The following is a 17,203-nucleotide window of genomic DNA, read 5'->3' as shown; positions in this document are numbered from 1 at the left end:
GTTTTGCCGGGCGCTAGCCGGCCGCCACGATCTGCGCCAGGCGCCGGAGCGCCGACTCGGTCCGCGACGAGAACGGGAAGGCGCAGCTGATGCGCAGGAAATGGTCGAAACGCGCAGAGTTGGAGAACATCAACCCCGGCGCCACGCGGATGCCTTCCGCCAGCGCCGCTTCGAAGACCGCCCGCGAGGACCGCCCCTCCGGCATCTCCACCCATAACAGCATGCCGCCCCGCGGCATGTTGAGGCGGGTACCCTGCGGAAAATGGCTGGCAATGGCGGCAGCCATCGATTCGCGCTGAGCCTTGAGCTGCCGGCGCAGGCGGACCAGGTGGCGATCGAAGGCGTGGCTGTCCATGAACTCGCCGATGGCGATCTGCGCCAGTGCATCGTTGGGGCGGCTCTGGGCATGCTTGAGCATGCGCACCCGCGCATGCCAGCGCCCGCTGATCATCCAGCCGACGCGCATGCCAGGCGCCAGGGTCTTGTGCAACGACCCGCAGTAAATCACGTTACCGCCCCGATCCCAGGCCTTGCAGCTTTTCAGCGGCAGGTCATCGTCGCCGAGGGCGCCGTAGATGTCGTCCTCCACCAGCGTGATCCCGTGGGTTTCGCACAGGGCCACCAGCCGGGCCTTCTCGGCATCCGGCATGACGGAGCCGAGGGGATTCTGGAAGTTCGGCACCACCACCACCGCGCGGATCCGCTCGTGGGTGCGGAAAGCCAGCTCGAGGGCCTCCACCGACAGGCCGCGGCTCGGGCTGGTTGGGATCTCCAGGGTCTGCAGCCCCAGGCTCTCGATGACCTGCAACAACCCGAAGTAAGTCGGCGACTCCACCGCGATGACGTCGCCCGGCTGGGCGACGGCCCGCAGGGCCAGGTTGATCGCCTCGGTGCAGCCGTGGGTGACAAGGATCTCGTCGGCCGTCGTCTGCATGCCGGCCGCCAGTGCGCGCCGCGCCAACACGCTGCGAAAGCCCGGGTCGCCCTGCGGTGGAACCGGGCTGACCAACACCTCGGGATGCCGCCGCAAGGCCCGCAAAGCGGCATTCTTGAGTGCCTCCTGCGGATAGGCCTCGGGCGCACCGAAGGCCAGCGCCAGATTGGTATGCACCGGAAAACGCTCGCACTTGGCGACGAAGTCCGACACCCGATCGTGAATGCCGCTGAAGGACGACGGATCGGGCAAGGCCTGCTGCGGGTCCGGCTCGCGCACCGGTTGCAGCAGGGCATGGCGCGGGCGCAGCACGTAATAGCCGGAGCGGGCCCGGGCCTCCAGCAAACCTTCGTCCTCCAGGCTGCGGCAGGCCTGCACGGCGGTACTCAGGCTCACCCGGTGGGTACGCGTGAGGGTCCGCAGCGAGGGCATGCGTGCCCCCGGCGCCAGCACGCCGGCCTGGATCGCGCGCCGATAGTGGCCAGCCACGCGGGCATAGAGCAGGTCTTCCGGATCTGTGTTTTCCATCACGCGATGATCCCCGATCGAAACGGGCCGACACAGGCACAGATCGGCGCCAGGCACACCATAACAGTTGCCCGGAAACGCCGCTGTACCGGCACAGAAAGGTCGTCCTTGTGTCTGCCGGCAGCACGCACCGGTCTGTAGGCTGAGGGGGCCTTACCACCGGGAGACTTCACGATGCCAGCCGCCCCTTCCGCGGTCCGCCACCTGCGCTTTCAGGCAGGCGAAACGCACCTGCTCCAGCTCGACGCCGGCACCCGGCTCTTCCTCCAGGACGGCCGGCTGGCGTGCGCGCTGCCACCGCGCTGGCTCGGCGAGCAGTTCCACCGCGCCTCGCAGATCCTCGAACCCGGTGTCCCGCTGCAGCTGGAAGAAGGCGGATGGACCGCGCTGCGGGCGGCCAGCGACGGCACCCTGCTGATCGCGCCGCCACCGGCAGGTTACGGCCTCCTGGCCGCCCTGCGGGCGCGCCTGCGGCAACTTCGTGCGCTCGACTGGGGCTGGCTGCGCCGCGAACGCCAACACCCGCAGCAGCTGGCGAAAGCAGCGGAGCCGGCGCCCACGCTACAGACCATCCCGCCGCGAGATCAGGTGGAAGTAGACCCGATCCGGCAGCCAGCGCAGCACCTTCATGATGCGCGTGAAGCGGCGCGGAAAATGGATCTCGAAGGCGCCGCCGGCAAAGCCGCGGACGATCCGCCGCGCCGCGTCATCCGCCGAGATCAGGGCCGGCATCTCGAAGTCATTGCGGGCGGTCAGCGGCGTGGCGACGAAACCGGGGTTGATCAGAAACACCGACACGCCCCGCGGTGCCAAGTCCAGGTAGAGGATTTCGGCAAAGTTGATCAGCGCCGCCTTGCTCGGCCCATAGGCCAGCGCCCGGGGTAACCCGCGGTAGCCGGCCACGCCACCGACGATGGCGATGGCGCCGGCCCCCTGGCGGATAAGCTGCGGCACTACCGCGGCAACGCCGTCCATCACGCCCAGCAGGTTGGTATGCACGGTCTGGCGGGCGGTGTCTGTGGTCAGATCCCAGGCTCGTAGCGGCACGTAGGTGCCGGCGCTGAGGATCACCAGATCCACCCCGCCCCAGGCGTCGAGAATGTCCAGCATGGCCGGCGTGAAGGCGCCGGCGTCGGTCACGTCGAGGGGCAGCACCAACGCGTCATGCAACTCCGCTGCCAGCTCGCGCAGGCGCGGCGCATTGCGCGCCGACAGGGCCAGCCGCGCACCGCGCCGGTCCAGCTCCGCCGCCAGCGCCGCACCGATGCCACTGGAGGCACCGACGACCCACACGCGCCGGCCCCGCCAGTCGGTGATCGGAGTATTCGTCGGCCCGAACCAGGACATCGCCTCTCTCACTCTCCGCGGCCCGCAATACACCGTCCGCCTGACCGCGGATCAGCCGCCACCTGTTTCCAGCGTAGCGCACCACGGCAGGCTCTGCCGCCCGACGTCCGCGGGAAGCAGAAAGGATCAGGGGCGTTCGGCGAGGGCCCGCTCGACGGCGCTCACGAAGGTCTTGTTGTCCGGCGCCGTCGTGCTCGGGAAGCTGAGCACCTTCTGGCCACTTCGGTCGATCAGGTACTTGTGGAAGTTCCACTTGGGCCGCTCTCCGGTCACCGACCCGAGCTGCTTGTAGAAGGGGTTGGTGCCGCTGCCGAGCACCTCCGACTTGGCCAGCATCGGGAACTTGACGCCATAGGTGAGCCGGCAGAAATCGGCGATCTCCTTGTTGCTGCCCGGCTCCTGACTGCCGAAGTCGTTGGACGGGAAGCCCAGCACCACCAGCCCCTGGTCCTTGTACTTGGCGTACATCTTCTCGAGGCCGTCGTACTGGCCGGTAAAGCCGCAATAGCTGGCGGTGTTGACTACCAGCACCACCTTGCCCCGGTACTGGCACAGGGATTGGGGGGCTTCATCCTGCAGACGCGGAAAGGTGTAGTTGAGCAGCGCCGGGCAGGCCTGCCCGGCCGTGCCCTCCGTGGCCCCACTCGCAGGTGCCGCGGCGGCGGCAGGCAATGCCAGCCCCACCAGGGCCGTCAGGACGATGCAGGATGCGACTTTCTTCATTCAGGACTCCAATCCAGTTATACCCGCGGCAGCCCCTTGCTCCCGCTCGATGGCCGGTAGACCCGCCCGATCCGGGTGGAGTTCGCGGCTCGCCCCGACGGGTTCGCCCCCGACACACTCGCCCTAGGCATAGCCGGGGGCGGGCCGGGTGCGTTGCCGTGGCACCTTGTCCATCGACCAGTTGCCGAGTCCCCAGGCCCACACCGCCGCCAGCCCCGACGCAGCCAGATCGGCAGGCGGCCGCTGGCCGAGGAAATCCAGCACGTCCACCAGCAACCGGGCCGGGTCGGTCCCATCCACCGTACGGGCGAGGGTCTGCTTGGAGAGCTTCTCGCCGGCCACATTGCAGGCCACCGGCAGATGGGCGTAGGCCGGCACCGGATAGCCGAGCAGGCGCTGGAGCAGGATCTGGCGGCAGGTCGAATCGAGCAGGTCGGCACCGCGGACCACTTCGGTCACGCCCGCCTCCGCATCATCCACCACCACCGCCAACTGGTAAGCGAACAGACCGTCGGCGCGCAGCAGCACAAAGTCCCCGACGTCGGCGGCGACGTCCTCCGCGATGGTCCCCTGCACACGGTCGTCGAAACTCAGCGTACCGGACGGCACCCGCAATCGGTAAGCGCGCGCCGCGCGGCCGGGTGGCAGGCCGTCGCGGCAGGTGCCGGGATAGCGTCGCGTGCCGTCGCGGGCCAGCGCCGAATCGGCCATCTCCTTGCGGGTACAGGCGCAACCGAAGATCCGCCCCGCCGCCTGCAGACGCTCGAAAGCGTCCCGGTAGGCGCCGCCGCGGGCGCTCTGCCACACCACGGGCCCCTCCCATTCGAAACCGCAACGCTCCAGCGTGCGCAGGATGCCCTCCGCCGCACCGGGCACGCAGCGCGGCGTGTCGACATCCTCGATGCGCAGCAGCCATTGCCCGCCCTGGCTGCGCGCCGACAGGCAGCTGCCGAGGGCTGCCACCAGCGACCCGAAATGCAGCGGCCCGCTCGGCGACGGCGCAAAGCGGCCGACGACCGCTCCGCGCCCGGCCTCCACCTCAGGATGCATGTCCGCCCCCGTCTGCAATCTCCCTGACAGCTCCGAATTTCAGTTCAAAAACATATTTTATGACTTTCGGCATATTCCTCCAGCCGCCTGCAGCCCGGATAATCCCGGTTCCTGCGCAGGCCCGCTGCCCGCCATTGTCGCAGCCCCCGCCGGCCGCGCGAAGCCCAGCCCGGCCGGCGCTCCGTGCTACCGCCACGTTTCCGTCTCCCGCATGAAGTCAGGCTGCGTCCTACCTCCCAATCCAGCCCTGGTGCTGGCCCCCGCCGAAGGCAGCAGCCGCAGCTGGGCCCGCTTCCGCGTCCATGTCATCGCCCAGCTGGCCTGCGTCCTGGCCGTCGCTGCGCTATGGCCGCAGCTCTCCCACCCCGACCCGCTGCTCGCCTGGTGGCTGGGCACCGCCAGCATCCAGCTGATGCTGGCAGCCCCGTCCCTGCGCCGGCAAAGCAGCACCGCCTTCGCCGACGACACCGCGCTGCACACCTACCTGGCCACCGCCGGCGCACTGCTGGCCGGCGCCGCCTGGGGCGCCCTGTCCCTGCTCGGCCCCTACGAATCCAGCCCCCACGCCCAGCTGACCCTGTTCCTCATCCTCGGCGGCGTGATCCTCGGCGGCGCCGGCGTGCTGGCGGGCAGCCGCGGCACCCATGCGGCGTTTGCCGGCGCCACCCTGCTGCCACTGTTCATCCAGACCCTCGCCAGCCCGCCCCCGGCCCTGCCGCTGGCGGGGCTCTGGCTGACCGTCTTCGCCCTGCTCGCCGTCGCCATCAACGATCTGCTGCACAGCAGCCTGCGCACCGCGCCCTTCCACAGCGGGGAATACTGGCGCCAGCACGAGACCATGCTCGATCACGCCAGCGAGGCCATCGTACTGTCCCACGGCAACCGGGTACTACGCAGCAACCAGCGCTTTGCCGAACTCATTCACGATGCCCCGGGCAACATCGCGGGGCGCCGCCTGGCCTCCTGGCTGGCCGACCGCCGCGAGTGGCAGCGCCACGCCCGCGCCGCCGCCAGCGCCTTCCTGCGGGGCCAGGCCTACCGGGAATCCGCACGCCTGCGTCGCGGCGACGGCAGCGTATTCTGGGCCGACATCGCCGCCCAGGCGGTGGCTCCGGCCCACGCCCCCCTGCAGATCGTATGGATCGTCAGCGACGTCAGCGAACGGGTCGGCACCACGGCCCGCCAGCAACTGGCCAGCGCCCAGTTGCACGACCTGCTCGGCCACAGCGCCGACTGGTACTGGCAGACCGACGCCCAGCACCGCCTGACCCGCATCACCCGCCACGGCGCCGACGACGACCATCTGGCGGACAGCATCGGCCGCCACTGGTGGCACTTCCACCGGGCCGACGGCGTGCCCGCCGGCCAGGCCGCCACGCTGCGCGCCTTCGAGAACTGCCACGGCTTCCGCAACCTGCTCCTCGAGGTCCCGGACGGGGAGCGTACCCCCCGCTGGCTCAACATCTGCGGGGTACCCCGCGTCAACGAGGACGGCGCCTTCATCGGCCACCACGGCATCGCGCTGGACGTCACCGAGCAGGTACGCGGCAACGAGCGGGTGCGCCACCTGGCCTACCACGATGCCCTTACCGGCCTGCCCAACCGGCGTCTGCTCACCGACCGGCTGCACCAGGCGATTGCCCGCGCCCAGCGCCAGCACGGCCAGGTCGGGGTGATCCTGGTGGACCTCAACGACTTCAAGAGCGTGGACGAATTCGACGGTCAGGCCGCCGGCGACCGCCAGCTGCTCGACACCGCCAGCCGCCTGCGCGCCTGCGTGCGGGCCTGCGACACCGTGGCCCGCCTCGACGACAACGATTTCGTGATCCTGCTCGCCGAACTGGAACGCCCGGCCGATGCCGATCAGGTCGCCGCCAAGGTGCTGGCCGCCCTCGACCGCCCCTTCGGCGACAGCGCGCCCTACACACTGCTCGGCACGCACGTCGGCATCGCCACCTTCCCGCTGGACGCCGACGACGCCGACGGCCTGCTGGCGCTGGCCGATGCGCGCGCGCTGCAAGCCCGCCAGCTCGGCGGCCCGCGCATCGCCCACGCCTGAAAGCGGCCCCGCGGCCGCGGCCGCCGCTACAATGGGGCGACGCCCTCACGCCAACCCCGCGGCCCCGCCGATGAACACACCCTCCTGCCCCCTCCCCGCCGCCGACAGCGAACACAGCTGGCCCACCACCCGTCAGACCACGGTGCTGCGCGTGGAGGGCGGCCAGGCCCGCAGCGATCTCGACGAAGTCATCGAAGAAGTGCCGGTGGCGCTGGTCTACAACGGCATATCCCACGCCGTGCTGCTGGCCACGCCGTCCGACCTGGACGACCTGGCCCTCGGCTTCAGCCTCAGCGAGGGCATCCTGGCGGCGCGCGGCGAACTCTACGACAGCGAGCAGCACCCACATCCCAAGGGCATCGAGCTGCGCCTGCAGATCGCCTCCGAACGCTTCGTGGCTCTCAAGGAACGCCGCCGCAACCTGGCCGGCCGTACCGGCTGCGGCCTGTGCGGCCTGGAAAGCCTCGACGCCCTCGCCCGCCCAGTGGCGCCGCTACCGCCCGGCGAACCGGTTCCCGCAGCCGCCATCTGCCACGGCCTGGCCGAACTGCCCGGCTGGCAGCGCCTGCGCCACACCACCGGCGCCGTCCATGCAGCGGCCTGGATAGCCCGGGACGGTCGCATCCACGCGCTGCGCGAGGACGTAGGCCGCCACAACGCCCTCGACAAGTTGCTCGGCCACCTGGCCCGCACCGGGCAGGCCACGGAAGACGGCTTCGTGGTGGTATCCAGCCGGGCCAGCTACGAGATGGTGCAGAAGGTCGCCGCCGTCGGTATCCGTACGCTGGTCGCCGTGTCGGCCCCCACCGCGCTGGCGATCCGCCTCGCCAGCGACACTGGCGTCACCCTGGCCGGCTTCGCCCGCGACCGTCGCCTGGTCGTTTACAGCCACCCGGAAGGCATCACCCTGTAACGACCACACCCCGGTCAGGGCTTCGGCACTGCAATGGTCGTGCCGCCTGCGGGTGCAGGCCGGCAGACTCAGACGTAGCGCAGGCGCCGGCTGCGCTCCAGGCGCTCGGCGAACTTCGGGAAATCCAGCCCGCTACGGGCGCGCAGGGCCTTGGCCTGGTTGGCGATGTCGCGCCAGCGAGGGGCGAAAGACGGTGCGCGGAAGGCCAGCACGATGTCGTTACCATCGGGAATCGCCATCGTCAGCAGACGGTCGTCGAAAACCTCGGCGATCATCGCCAGATGGTCCTCCCGGTCGGCCTTGTCGCCGGCCAGGTTGGCCACCATCACGCCGCGCCCGGCCAGCGCATCGTGAACGTTCTGGTAGAAGTACGTCGAACTCACCGAGCCGGACAGCCCGTGGCGGTCGAAGGCATCCATCATGATCACGTCCGGCCGCTCCTCCCAGCCGGCACTGCGCAGCACGTGGTCGGCACCATCGCCCTCGATCACCTGCAGGCGCCCGTCGTCCGGCGGCAGTTCGAACTGGTCGCGGAAGGCGATCACATGGGGATCGATCTCCACCACGGTGATCCTCGCCGAGCCCACCTGGCGGTAGCAGAACTTGGCCAGCGAGCCGCCCCCCAGACCCAGCATCAGGATCTGCCGGGGGCGCGGCAAAAACAGCAGGAAACTCATCATCGCCTGGGTGTAGGCGAGTTCCAGCGCAAAGGGGTCCTTCAGGCTCATCGTGCTCTGGATCAGCGACAGGGAAAAATGCAGGGTCCGCGTCGTCCCGTCATCGATGACGAAGGGCTTGTCGTAGGCCCCGGAGACCACCTGGCGCAGTATCCACTGGGTATCGCAGTCCGCCGGCTCGAGCAGGCGGATGGTGTCGGAGTCGGAAAAGAAGGGGCTTGGCAGGACGAGCACGGCGGCAGGACGGGACATCGGGGCAGGACTCCGGCGAGACCGGAAGTTCACGGGAAACGGTCTGCGATTGTACGACCCTCAGCCTGCAGCGGGCTGCCCGCCACGCGAAGCCCCCCGTTCTTATGCGCCTAAAGTAATGCCGGACGGCGCCGTATTTGCACCATATGGACTCCCGCCACGACGGGAACCGCATAATCAAACAAGTTCAGAGGGAGACGCTCGATGTCCATACTTCAACGCCTGCAACTTCTGGTGGGCTGCGCCATCCTCGGTCTGATCGTCCTGACCGCGGTGAATTACCACGAGACGGACAAGGTGTTCGAGACCACCAGCCTGGCCAGCAGCAACGTGACACCGAGCATCCTGAAGCTCAGCGATGCACGCCTGTGGTACAGCCGCAGCCGCCTGCGCGCCGACCGCCACGTGATGCAGGACGATCCCGCGCAGATGGAAGCAACCGAAAAGACGATCCGCGAGGCCCAGGCCAATACCCGTAAGGCGCTCAAGGACTACGAAGGCCTCATCTCCAACGCCCAGGACCGCCAGCTCCTCGAAGCGGAGAACGCCACCCTTGCCGAATTCGACAAGCTTCTCGACGAAACCCTGGCCCTGTCCCGCAGTCAGCGCAAGAACGAAGCCCGGGAACACCTGCTCAAGCATGTACCGCTGGCGCGCAAGTTCGAAAGCCAGCTCGACGAGCACTTCAAGTTCAACAAGGAGCTCGGAGAGCAGGCGACCGTGGAGGCCAAACAGATCAAGGAGCGGGCCAGCACCACCGCCATCGTGGTAATGATCGTCGCCGCCATCCTGCAGGGCATCATCAGCGTGACGACGACCCGCTACCTCAAGCAGCGCCTGACCGACGCAAACCGGATCGCCGGACGCATCTCGGCCGGCGACTTCACCGCCAGCGACGACAGCCGCGGGCCGCGGGACGAGATCGGCAAGCTGCTGGAGGCGCTGCAGTCCATGCGCCAGGACCTGGCCCAGACCATCCGCGACATCATCGCCGGCTCGGAGAGCGTGGCCGGCTCCGCCGCCCAGCTGTCCAGCACGGCCCAGCAGGTCTCCCTCAGCTCCAGCCAGCAGTCCAGCTCGACGGCCGCCGCCGCCGCCGCCGTCGAAGAGCTGACAGTGAGCATCGACCACGTCGGTGCAAGCGCCGAAGATGCCAGCCGCCAGGCGGAAGACGCCGGCAACAAGGCCGCCACCGGCGCCCGCGGCGTGGAAGACGCTGCCAGCCGCATCGGCCAGGTGGCCAACCAGGTGGACGCCACCGCCGAGCGCATCCAGGCACTCTCCGAGCAGGTTCAGCAGATCGACCGGATCACCGTGGTCATCCGTGAAGTGGCCGACCAGACCAACCTGCTGGCCCTCAATGCCGCCATCGAGGCAGCCCGTGCCGGCGAGCAGGGGCGCGGCTTCGCGGTGGTGGCCGACGAAGTGCGCAAACTGGCCGAACGCACGACCAGCTCCGTGCAGGAAATCAGCCAGGTGGTCGGCGCGATCCAGCAGGGCGCAGTGGATGCCGTGAACAGCATGCAGTCCAGTCGCGAGCTGGTCGGCCAGGTGGTGATCAGCGCCCGTACGGCAGGCGAGTCGATGGGCGAAATCCAGACCTCCACGCGAACCATGCAAGGCGCCATCGAGAACATCTCCGATGCCCTCAACGAGCAACGCGGCGCCTCCACCGAGCTGGCCCGCAACGTGGAGAGCATCGCCCAGATGTCCGAAGAGAACGCGGCGGCAGCCTCTTCCGCCGCCGATACCGCCAACCGCCTGACCGGTGTCGCGGACCAGCTGCGCAGCAGCGTGGCCCGCTTCCGGGTCTAAGTGCCGGTAGTGCCTGACGCTTCCAGCAGGCGCAGCTTGCGGTACAAGGTCGCCCGTGCCACCCCCAGGCTGCGGGCGGCAGCAGACACGTTGCCGCTGCATTTTTCCAGCGCGCTGCGCACCGCATCCAGCTCCACGTCGCGCAGGGACACCTGCCCGTCCTGCACGCCCGCAACACGAGGGACAGTGCCGGCATTGCCCTCCACCACCTCCTCCGGCAGATGCTGCACGTCGATCTGCGCCTCGCCGTCCGCCAGCGTCAGGGCCAGACGCAGCACATGCCCCAGCTGGCGGATGTTGCCCGGCCACGGATAGGCCAGCAGCAGGCGGCGGGCCGCCGCCGACAGCGGCGGACAGGGACCGTCACCGGCCTCCCGGGCCAGCAGACGGTCGATGAGGGCCTCCCGGTCGGCACGCTCCCGCAGGGCCGGCAGGCTGACCCGCACACCCTTGATGCGGTAATACAGATCCTCGCGGAAGCGCCCCGTGGCCACCAGTTCGTCCAGACTGCGGTGGGTTGCGGTGACGATGCGCGCATCGAAGGCAATCAGTCTCGCCCCGCCGAGTCGCGTGAAGCTGCGCTCCTGCAGCACCCGCAACAGGCGCCCCTGCAACTCGAGCGGCATGTCGCCGATCTCGTCGAGGAACAGCGTACCGCCCCGCGCCAGCTCGAACTTGCCGGGTGCACCGCCACGCCGGCCACCGGTGAAGGCGCCATCTTCGTAGCCGAAGAATTCGGATTCGATCAGCCCGGCCGGCAGCGACGAGCAGTTGATCGCCACGAAAGGTCCGGCCGCGCGCTCGCTGCCCTCATGGAGATGGCGCGCCAGCACCTCCTTGCCGGTTCCCGTCTCGCCGTTGATGAGCACCGGGATGTCGCGCTGAAAAGCCCGCCGGGCGACCTGCAGGGCCCGCTCCGCAAGCCCGTCCACCGCATCGGAATCCACGCCATCGGAACCCACCGCTAGCGACGCGATGGCAGCCGGCGTCCCGGCCTGCCGGGCGGTGCGCGCAGCCTCTCCCAGGCGGGCCAGCAGCGAGCCCTGGCGTGCCGCCATGAAGCGGGCCTCGAAGCGCAGCCCCCCATCGCTCCACACCACCCCCTGGCTCAGGCGCCCTGACAAGGCCTGGGCAAAGGTCTCCGGCGGACAATCGAACAGGCGCCCGAAATCCATGCCGGCCTGCCCTTCCGCCGCCAGCTCCAGCAACTGGCGGGCCGCCCCGTTGGCGCCCAGCACCTGCCCCGTCTCGGCGAAGGCGATGACCCCTTCGAGCGGCGTGCCGAGCAGATCCGGGCGGTAATGGAAGCCCATCGTCAATGCCGCCCCCAGACCGCCCAGCATGCGGTTCTCCACCGCCCTCGCGGCAATCGCCAGCGGCTCCAGCACCGTCACCGGCCCGCCGTTGCAATGGCGGGTGGCATCGAGCACCCCGGCCAGATCCCCGGCCGGATCGAAGATCGGCACCGATGCGCAGGAGAAACCGCGGATCTCGTCGAGAAAATGCTCCGCCGCACGAACCACCACCGGCTGGCGGTCGACCAGCGCACAACCGGGACCGCTGGTGCCGATGCTGCTTTCACCAATCGGACGGCCGACCTCGAAGATCCGGTCCATGTCCCGATAGGCACTTCCGCTGCCGAACAAGGCCTTCACCACCACCCCGTCGGCGTCCGTACACACGATTCCCCAGCCGCCGCGGGCCAGCGCCGCGCGCAGCTTCTCCATCTCCGGCAGCGCGTGCTCCACCAGGCGGCGGTTGCGCTCCTCGATCCACGCCACCTGCTGGCGGGACAGCGGACTAAACACGCGCCGGTCGGCAGCCGCCAGCCCCTGCCCGCGGGAACGCTCCCACGAGCGGATCACGGCGTCGGAAACGAGGCCGGTCGGCATCCGCCCCTCGTCGAAGAAATCGCGCCGGGCCCGTTGCACCCGCGCCTCGAAAGTTGTCAGCAGCTCGCCCATGAATTGTCTCCTCGATGCGGCCAGTAACGAGTCAACCGTCAGTGCCGGACTGACTCGTTTCAAGTCAACCACCCATCCCGGCGTTTTCTCCGGGTGCTCCCATGGCGGTTGCAAAGGCCTGATTCCTTGTGATTTTTACGTATTGCCCGAGGTCGGCACGGATGCTGCGAATCGATGTGTGCACCACCGGGAGTCTGCTCCGCGATCCCGCGGAAACGCGTTCCACAGTAAAGAACTTCAACAAACGAAGTCAATCAGGAGACACGATGCACCACCACCCTCACGCCCCCCGCCGCCGGCTCGCAAAGGCGCTCGCGCTGGCCTTGCTGGCCACCTTCGGCCTGTCCACCAGCACCAGCTTCGCCGAGCCTGCCAAGGCCTCGCGGGAACACATCGCCGCCGCCACCGCCCGGGTGGACGAGAAGGCCGTCCGCGCCAACACCGCCACCAGCCGCGACTGGCCGACCTACGGCCTCGACTATGCCGAGACCCGCCACAGCAAGCTCACCGAGATCAACGCCGGCAACGTCAAGCAGCTCGGCCTGGCATGGAGCTACAACCTGGAATCGACCCGCGGCGTCGAGGCCACCCCGCTGGTGGTGGACGGCATCATGTACGTGTCGGCGTCGTGGAGCGTGGTGCACGCGGTGGACGTGCGCAGTGGCAAGAAGCTGTGGACCTACGACCCCAAGGTGCCCCGCGAGATGGCCTTCAAGGGCTGTTGCGACGTGGTGAACCGCGGCGTGGCGCTGTACAAGGGCAAGGTCTTCGTCGGCACCTTCGACGGCCGCCTGGTCGCCCTCGACGCCGCCACCGGCAAGCCGGTGTGGGAAAAGGACACCATCGAGGACCACAGCCACGCCTACACCGTCACCGGCGCACCGCGGGTCATCAAGGGCAAGGTGATCATCGGCAACGGCGGCGCCGAATACGGCGTGCGCGGCTATCTCACCGCCTACGACGCCGACACCGGCGAGCAGAAGTGGCGCTGGTACACCGTGCCCGGCGACCCGGCCAAGCCCTTCGAGAACGAAGCCATGGCCAAGGCCGCCAAGACCTGGGACCCGGCCGGCAAGTGGTGGCTGAACGGCGGCGGCGGCACCGCCTGGAACAGCATGACCTACGACCCGGAGCTCAACCTGATGTACGTGGGCACCGGCAACGGCTCGCCGTGGAACCACCGCAAGCGCAGCCCCGGCGGCGGCGACAACCTCTACCTGGCCTCCATCGTCGCCCTCGACCCGGACACCGGAAAATACGTCTGGCATTACCAGGAAACCCCGGGCGACAACTGGGACTACACCTCGGTGCAGGACATGATCCTCACCGACCTCGTCCTCGACGGCAGGAAGCGCAAGGTGATCCTGCACGCGCCGAAGAACGGCTTCTTCTTCGTCATCGACCGGACCAACGGCAAGTTCATCTCGGCCAAGCCCTTCACCGAGGTGAACTGGGCCACCGGCTACGACAAGAACGGCCGCCCCATCGAGACACCCGAAGCCCGCTCCCGCGAGGCCTTCGACAGCGTCCCCGGCCCCTTCGGCGGCCACAACTGGCACGCCATGTCCTTCAACCCGAAGACCGGCCTGGCCTACTTCCCGGTGCAGAACGTGCCGATCAACCTGGCCGAGGACAACAACTGGTCCCACAACAACAAGCAGCCCGGCCAGCCCCAGGCCGGTACCGGCTGGAACACCGGCATGCTGATCAACACCCAGCCGCCGAAGAGCAAGGCCTTCGGCCGCCTCATCGCCTGGGACCCGGTCAAGCAGAAGGAAGTGTGGCGCCAGGAATACGCCTCCCCGTGGAACGGCGGCACCCTCACCACCGCCGGCAACCTGGTCTTCGCCGGCACCGCCGACGGGCGCTTCGCGGCCTATAGCGCCGACAAGGGCGACAAGCTGTGGGAGGCCCCGATCGGCACCGGCATCATCGCCCCGCCGGTCACGTATGAGGTGGACGGCCGCCAGTACGTGTCCATCGCGGTGGGCTGGGGCGGCGTGTTCGGGCTGATGCAGCGCGCTACCGACAAGCAGGACCACGGCCGCGTCTACACCTTCGCCCTAGGCGGCAACGCCCCGCTGCCCCAGCCGCAGCCCTACGCCCTCGGCGAGCTGATCTCCGGTGTCAAGTACGACCCGGCCCACATCGCCGAAGGCACCAAGCTCTACGTCAGCAACTGCGTGTTCTGCCATGGCGTGCCCGGCGTCGACAAGGGCGGCAACGTCCCCAACCTGGGCTACGTGCCGGCCAAGGACATCGAGAACCTGTCCGACTTCGTCTTCAACGGCCCCTTCGTGAAGAAGGGCATGCCCGACTTCACCGGCAAGCTCAGCCCCGCCGACGTGGAGAAGATCAAGGCCTTCATCCAGGGCACCGCCGACGCCGTGCGGCCCAAGCCCTGAGGCAACACCACGCACCGACTCCTCCGGAGCAGCAGCTCCCTCTTGCCGCGGTCTCAGCCCTCCCCTGTCCGGCGGACCGCGGCCCTTTTTATTCCGCAGCACCCAGACCCAGACCATAACGACCAGGAGACAAGACCATGACCACCACCCAGCGCTTCGCCCTGCGCCTGTGCGCCGCCAGCCTCCTCGCCGCCGGCCTGTCGGCCAGCCCGGCCTACGCCGACGTGCGCCCCGATCCGGGCGACTACACCGGCCTGCCCGCCGGCACCAACCTGCTCCTCGCCTATGCCCAGTTCCCCCGCGGCGACAAGGTGTACAGCAAGGGCAACAAGGTCGTCGACAACCTGGACCTGTCGGTCAATGCCGGCATCCTGCGTTACGTGCACTTCATGAAGCTGGGCGACTACATCATCGACCCGCAGATCATCGTGCCCTTCGGAACCCAGAAGATCGGCCTGTCCGACAGCAAGACCAGCGGCCTCGGCGACGTGATCTTCGGCGCCACGCTATGGACCCTCGCCGATCTGGCCAAGGGCGAGCACCTGGGCTGGTCGGTGTTCTTCACCGCCCCCACCGGCGGCGACAAGAACCAGGGCTTCGCCCTCAGCAACAACCGCTGGGCCACCGACCTGCAGGTCGGCTACATCCGCAAGCTGTCCGACAAATGGACCGTCGATCTGATCGGCGAGACCGAGTTCTACCAGGACCAACGCGACACCAAGGCCCAGAAGGACCCGCTGCTGCAGGCCCACGGCCACCTGCGCTACCACCTCAGCGACGCCACCTATGTCGCCGCCACCTACCGCCACGCCTGGGGTGCCAAGGAGAAGCTCGACGGCGTCGAGCTGGCCGGCGCCAAGAACAACGGCACCGCGATGCTCACCTGGGCGTCCTTCGTCGACAAGCAGTGGCAGGTCCAGCTCCAGTACGTCCAGGACCTGAAGATCGAGGAAGGCCCCAAGACCAGTTCCCTGCAGGCCCGCGTGCTGTACGTCTATTGATCGCCCCCACCCAGAAGGAGACACGAGACATGAACCGCTTCCATGGAATCGAACTGAACCCAGCCACCGCCGCCTTCCTCGCCGCACCGCGCAAGATGCTGATCGGCGGCGAGTGGGTGGACGACCTCTCCGGCGCCACGCTGCCGGTCATCGACCCGGCCAGCGGCGAGGCTTTCTGCCACGTACCGGCCGGCGAATCCGCCGATGTCGACCACGCCGTGCAGGCCGCCCGCCGCGCCTTCGAGTCCGGCGAATGGCCGCGCCACCGCCCGGTGGACCGGGAACGCCTGCTGCTCCGGCTGGCCGACCTGCTCGAAGCCAACGCCCAGGAATTCGCCGAGCTGGAAGCCCTCGACAACGGCAAGCCGGTGACCATGGCGCGCCACGTGGACGTGGCCTTGTCGGTGGATTTCATCCGCTACATGGCCGGCTGGGCCACCAAGATCGAAGGCGCGACGATGGAGCTATCGGCCCCGCTGGTGCGCGACCGGGAGTTCTTCGGCTTCACCCGCCGCGAGCCGGTGGGCGTGGTCGGCGCGATCATCCCGTGGAACTTCCCGCTGCTGATGGCGGTGTGGAAGGTCGCCCCGGCGCTGGCCGCCGGCTGCACGATGATTCTCAAGCCCGCCGAGGACACCCCGCTGACCGCCCTGCGCCTCGGCGAGCTGGCCATTGAGGCCGGCTACCCGGCCGGCGTGCTCAATGTGCTCACCGGCCTCGGCCACACCGCCGGCGCCGCGCTGGCCGCCCACCCCGGCATCAACAAGGTCGCCTTCACCGGCTCGACGGAAGTCGGCAAGCTGGTCGGCAAGGCCGCCATGGAGAACATGACCCGCGTGTCGCTGGAGCTGGGCGGCAAGAGCCCGGTGATCGTCCTCGACGACGTCGATCCGGCGGTCGCCGCGGCCGGCGCCGCCCAGGCCATCTTCTTCAACCAGGGCCAGGTGTGCACCGCCGGCTCGCGCCTGTACGTGCATCGCAGCCGCTTCGACGCAGTGGTGGAGCAGCTCGCCGGCATCGCCGACGGCATGAAGATCGGCCCGGGCATCGACCCGAGCACGCAGATCGGCCCGCTGGTTTCCAAGGTGCAGCAGAACCGCGTGCTCGACTACGTGCGCAGCGGCCTGTCTGAAGGTGCCCGCGCGGCGGCCGGCGGGGCGGGCGGCGACGGCCCGGGCTGCTTCGTGAAGCCCACCGTGCTGGTGGACGTGCATGAGGACATGCGCGTGGTGCGCGAGGAGATCTTCGGCCCGGTGGTCGTCGCCCAGCCCTTCGAGGACCTGGACGACATCGCCCGCCGCGCCAACGACACGCCCTACGGCCTGGCCGCCAGCATCTGGTCCAACGACCTGGCGCGGGTCCATCGCCTGATCCCCAGGATCCAGGCCGGCACCGTGTGGGTGAACTGCCACAACATCATCGAGAGCGTGATGCCCTTCGGCGGCTTCAAGCAGTCCGGCATCGGCCGCGAGGCCGGCCGTTCGGCGCTGGAGCTGTACACTGAGCCGAAGTCGGTGATCATGATGCTGTAAAGG

General features: G+C 68.8%; 13 protein-coding genes. 6 read left to right on the top strand and 7 right to left on the bottom strand.

What is annotated here, in order from left to right; translation table 11 throughout:
* Window positions 1-13: 13 nt before the first annotated feature.
* From B4920_RS01145 to gluQRS, 5 genes are all read right to left on the bottom strand, one after another.
* Entirely contained in the window at window positions 14-1,462 is a 1,449-nt protein-coding gene (locus B4920_RS01145; protein ID WP_079432763.1) for a PLP-dependent aminotransferase family protein, read from the bottom strand.
* A gap of 153 nt (window positions 1,463-1,615) precedes the next feature.
* Window positions 1,616-1,939, bottom strand: a complete 324-nt coding sequence (locus B4920_RS01140; protein ID WP_079432762.1) for a hypothetical protein — start codon at window positions 1,937-1,939, stop codon at window positions 1,616-1,618.
* Between the two features lie 84 nt (window positions 1,940-2,023).
* The gene (locus B4920_RS01135; RefSeq protein WP_079432761.1) at window positions 2,024-2,809 is read right to left on the bottom strand and encodes an SDR family NAD(P)-dependent oxidoreductase; all 786 of its coding nucleotides are present in this window, start codon (window positions 2,807-2,809) and stop codon (window positions 2,024-2,026) included.
* Window positions 2,810-2,935: 126 nt separating this feature from the next.
* Window positions 2,936-3,532, bottom strand: a complete 597-nt coding sequence (locus B4920_RS01130; protein ID WP_079432760.1) for a glutathione peroxidase — start codon at window positions 3,530-3,532, stop codon at window positions 2,936-2,938.
* Between the two features lie 123 nt (window positions 3,533-3,655).
* The gene (gene gluQRS / locus B4920_RS01125; RefSeq protein WP_079432759.1) at window positions 3,656-4,582 is read right to left on the bottom strand and encodes a tRNA glutamyl-Q(34) synthetase GluQRS; all 927 of its coding nucleotides are present in this window, start codon (window positions 4,580-4,582) and stop codon (window positions 3,656-3,658) included.
* A gap of 250 nt (window positions 4,583-4,832) precedes the next feature.
* Here gluQRS and B4920_RS01120 point away from each other — a divergent pair, with 250 nt between their 5' ends.
* Both B4920_RS01120 and fdhD read left to right on the top strand, forming a co-directional pair.
* Window positions 4,833-6,641: a sensor domain-containing diguanylate cyclase gene (locus B4920_RS01120; protein ID WP_139379399.1), complete on the top strand. Its 1,809-nt coding sequence runs from the start codon at window positions 4,833-4,835 to the stop codon at window positions 6,639-6,641.
* A 70-nt stretch (window positions 6,642-6,711) separates the two neighbouring features.
* Entirely contained in the window at window positions 6,712-7,554 is an 843-nt protein-coding gene (gene fdhD / locus B4920_RS01115) for a formate dehydrogenase accessory sulfurtransferase FdhD (protein WP_079432757.1), read from the top strand.
* A 68-nt stretch (window positions 7,555-7,622) separates the two neighbouring features.
* Here fdhD and B4920_RS01110 read toward each other — a convergent pair whose 3' ends face one another.
* Window positions 7,623-8,483, bottom strand: a complete 861-nt coding sequence (locus B4920_RS01110; protein WP_079432756.1) for a fused MFS/spermidine synthase — start codon at window positions 8,481-8,483, stop codon at window positions 7,623-7,625.
* A 204-nt stretch (window positions 8,484-8,687) separates the two neighbouring features.
* On the opposite strand from B4920_RS01110, the gene B4920_RS01105 reads away from it, so the two are divergent.
* Window positions 8,688-10,298: a methyl-accepting chemotaxis protein gene (locus B4920_RS01105; protein ID WP_079432755.1), complete on the top strand. Its 1,611-nt coding sequence runs from the start codon at window positions 8,688-8,690 to the stop codon at window positions 10,296-10,298.
* On the opposite strand, the gene B4920_RS01100 is transcribed toward B4920_RS01105, so the two are convergent.
* A complete protein-coding gene (locus B4920_RS01100) occupies window positions 10,295-12,262 on the bottom strand; it encodes a sigma-54-dependent Fis family transcriptional regulator (protein ID WP_079432754.1) in 1,968 nt (655 codons plus the stop codon). The two genes, B4920_RS01105 and B4920_RS01100, sit on opposite strands and share 4 nt — an antisense overlap.
* A gap of 266 nt (window positions 12,263-12,528) precedes the next feature.
* Between B4920_RS01100 and B4920_RS01095 the strand changes: the two genes are divergently transcribed.
* The 3 genes from B4920_RS01095 (at window position 12,529) to B4920_RS01085 (ending at window position 17,200) form a co-directional block, all read left to right on the top strand.
* Window positions 12,529-14,667 (top strand): PQQ-dependent dehydrogenase, methanol/ethanol family, encoded by a 2,139-nt coding sequence (locus tag B4920_RS01095; protein ID WP_079432753.1) that lies wholly within the window; start codon window positions 12,529-12,531, stop codon window positions 14,665-14,667.
* A 137-nt stretch (window positions 14,668-14,804) separates the two neighbouring features.
* A complete protein-coding gene (locus tag B4920_RS01090) occupies window positions 14,805-15,668 on the top strand; it encodes a transporter (protein WP_079432752.1) in 864 nt (287 codons plus the stop codon).
* Between the two features lie 29 nt (window positions 15,669-15,697).
* A complete protein-coding gene (locus tag B4920_RS01085; RefSeq protein ID WP_079432751.1) occupies window positions 15,698-17,200 on the top strand; it encodes an aldehyde dehydrogenase family protein in 1,503 nt (500 codons plus the stop codon).
* Window positions 17,201-17,203: the final 3 nt, after the last annotated feature.

It is taken from the genome of Zoogloea sp. LCSB751 (assembly GCF_002028455.1).
In the GTDB taxonomy this organism is placed as follows: Bacteria; Pseudomonadota; Gammaproteobacteria; order Burkholderiales; family Rhodocyclaceae; genus Zoogloea.
The sequence above is the reverse complement of the archived record's forward strand: the minus strand, read 5'-3'. Positions and strand labels throughout refer to the sequence as shown.

What these genes read in the sequence shown, in the direction of transcription:
- fdhD (WP_079432757.1), top strand. Translation starts at nt 6,712, where the DNA reads ATGAACACACCCTCCTGCCCCCTCCCCGCCGCCGACAGCGAACACAGC.
- B4920_RS01095 (WP_079432753.1), top strand. Translation starts at nt 12,529, where the DNA reads ATGCACCACCACCCTCACGCCCCCCGCCGCCGGCTCGCAAAGGCGCTC.
- B4920_RS01110 (WP_079432756.1), bottom strand. Translation starts at nt 8,483, where the DNA reads ATGTCCCGTCCTGCCGCCGTGCTCGTCCTGCCAAGCCCCTTCTTTTCC.
- B4920_RS01105 (WP_079432755.1), top strand. Translation starts at nt 8,688, where the DNA reads ATGTCCATACTTCAACGCCTGCAACTTCTGGTGGGCTGCGCCATCCTC.
- B4920_RS01135 (WP_079432761.1), bottom strand. Translation starts at nt 2,809, where the DNA reads ATGTCCTGGTTCGGGCCGACGAATACTCCGATCACCGACTGGCGGGGC.
- gluQRS (WP_079432759.1), bottom strand. Translation starts at nt 4,582, where the DNA reads ATGCATCCTGAGGTGGAGGCCGGGCGCGGAGCGGTCGTCGGCCGCTTT.
- B4920_RS01090 (WP_079432752.1), top strand. Translation starts at nt 14,805, where the DNA reads ATGACCACCACCCAGCGCTTCGCCCTGCGCCTGTGCGCCGCCAGCCTC.
- B4920_RS01085 (WP_079432751.1), top strand. Translation starts at nt 15,698, where the DNA reads ATGAACCGCTTCCATGGAATCGAACTGAACCCAGCCACCGCCGCCTTC.
- B4920_RS01100 (WP_079432754.1), bottom strand. Translation starts at nt 12,262, where the DNA reads ATGGGCGAGCTGCTGACAACTTTCGAGGCGCGGGTGCAACGGGCCCGG.
- B4920_RS01145 (WP_079432763.1), bottom strand. Translation starts at nt 1,462, where the DNA reads ATGGAAAACACAGATCCGGAAGACCTGCTCTATGCCCGCGTGGCTGGC.
- B4920_RS01130 (WP_079432760.1), bottom strand. Translation starts at nt 3,532, where the DNA reads ATGAAGAAAGTCGCATCCTGCATCGTCCTGACGGCCCTGGTGGGGCTG.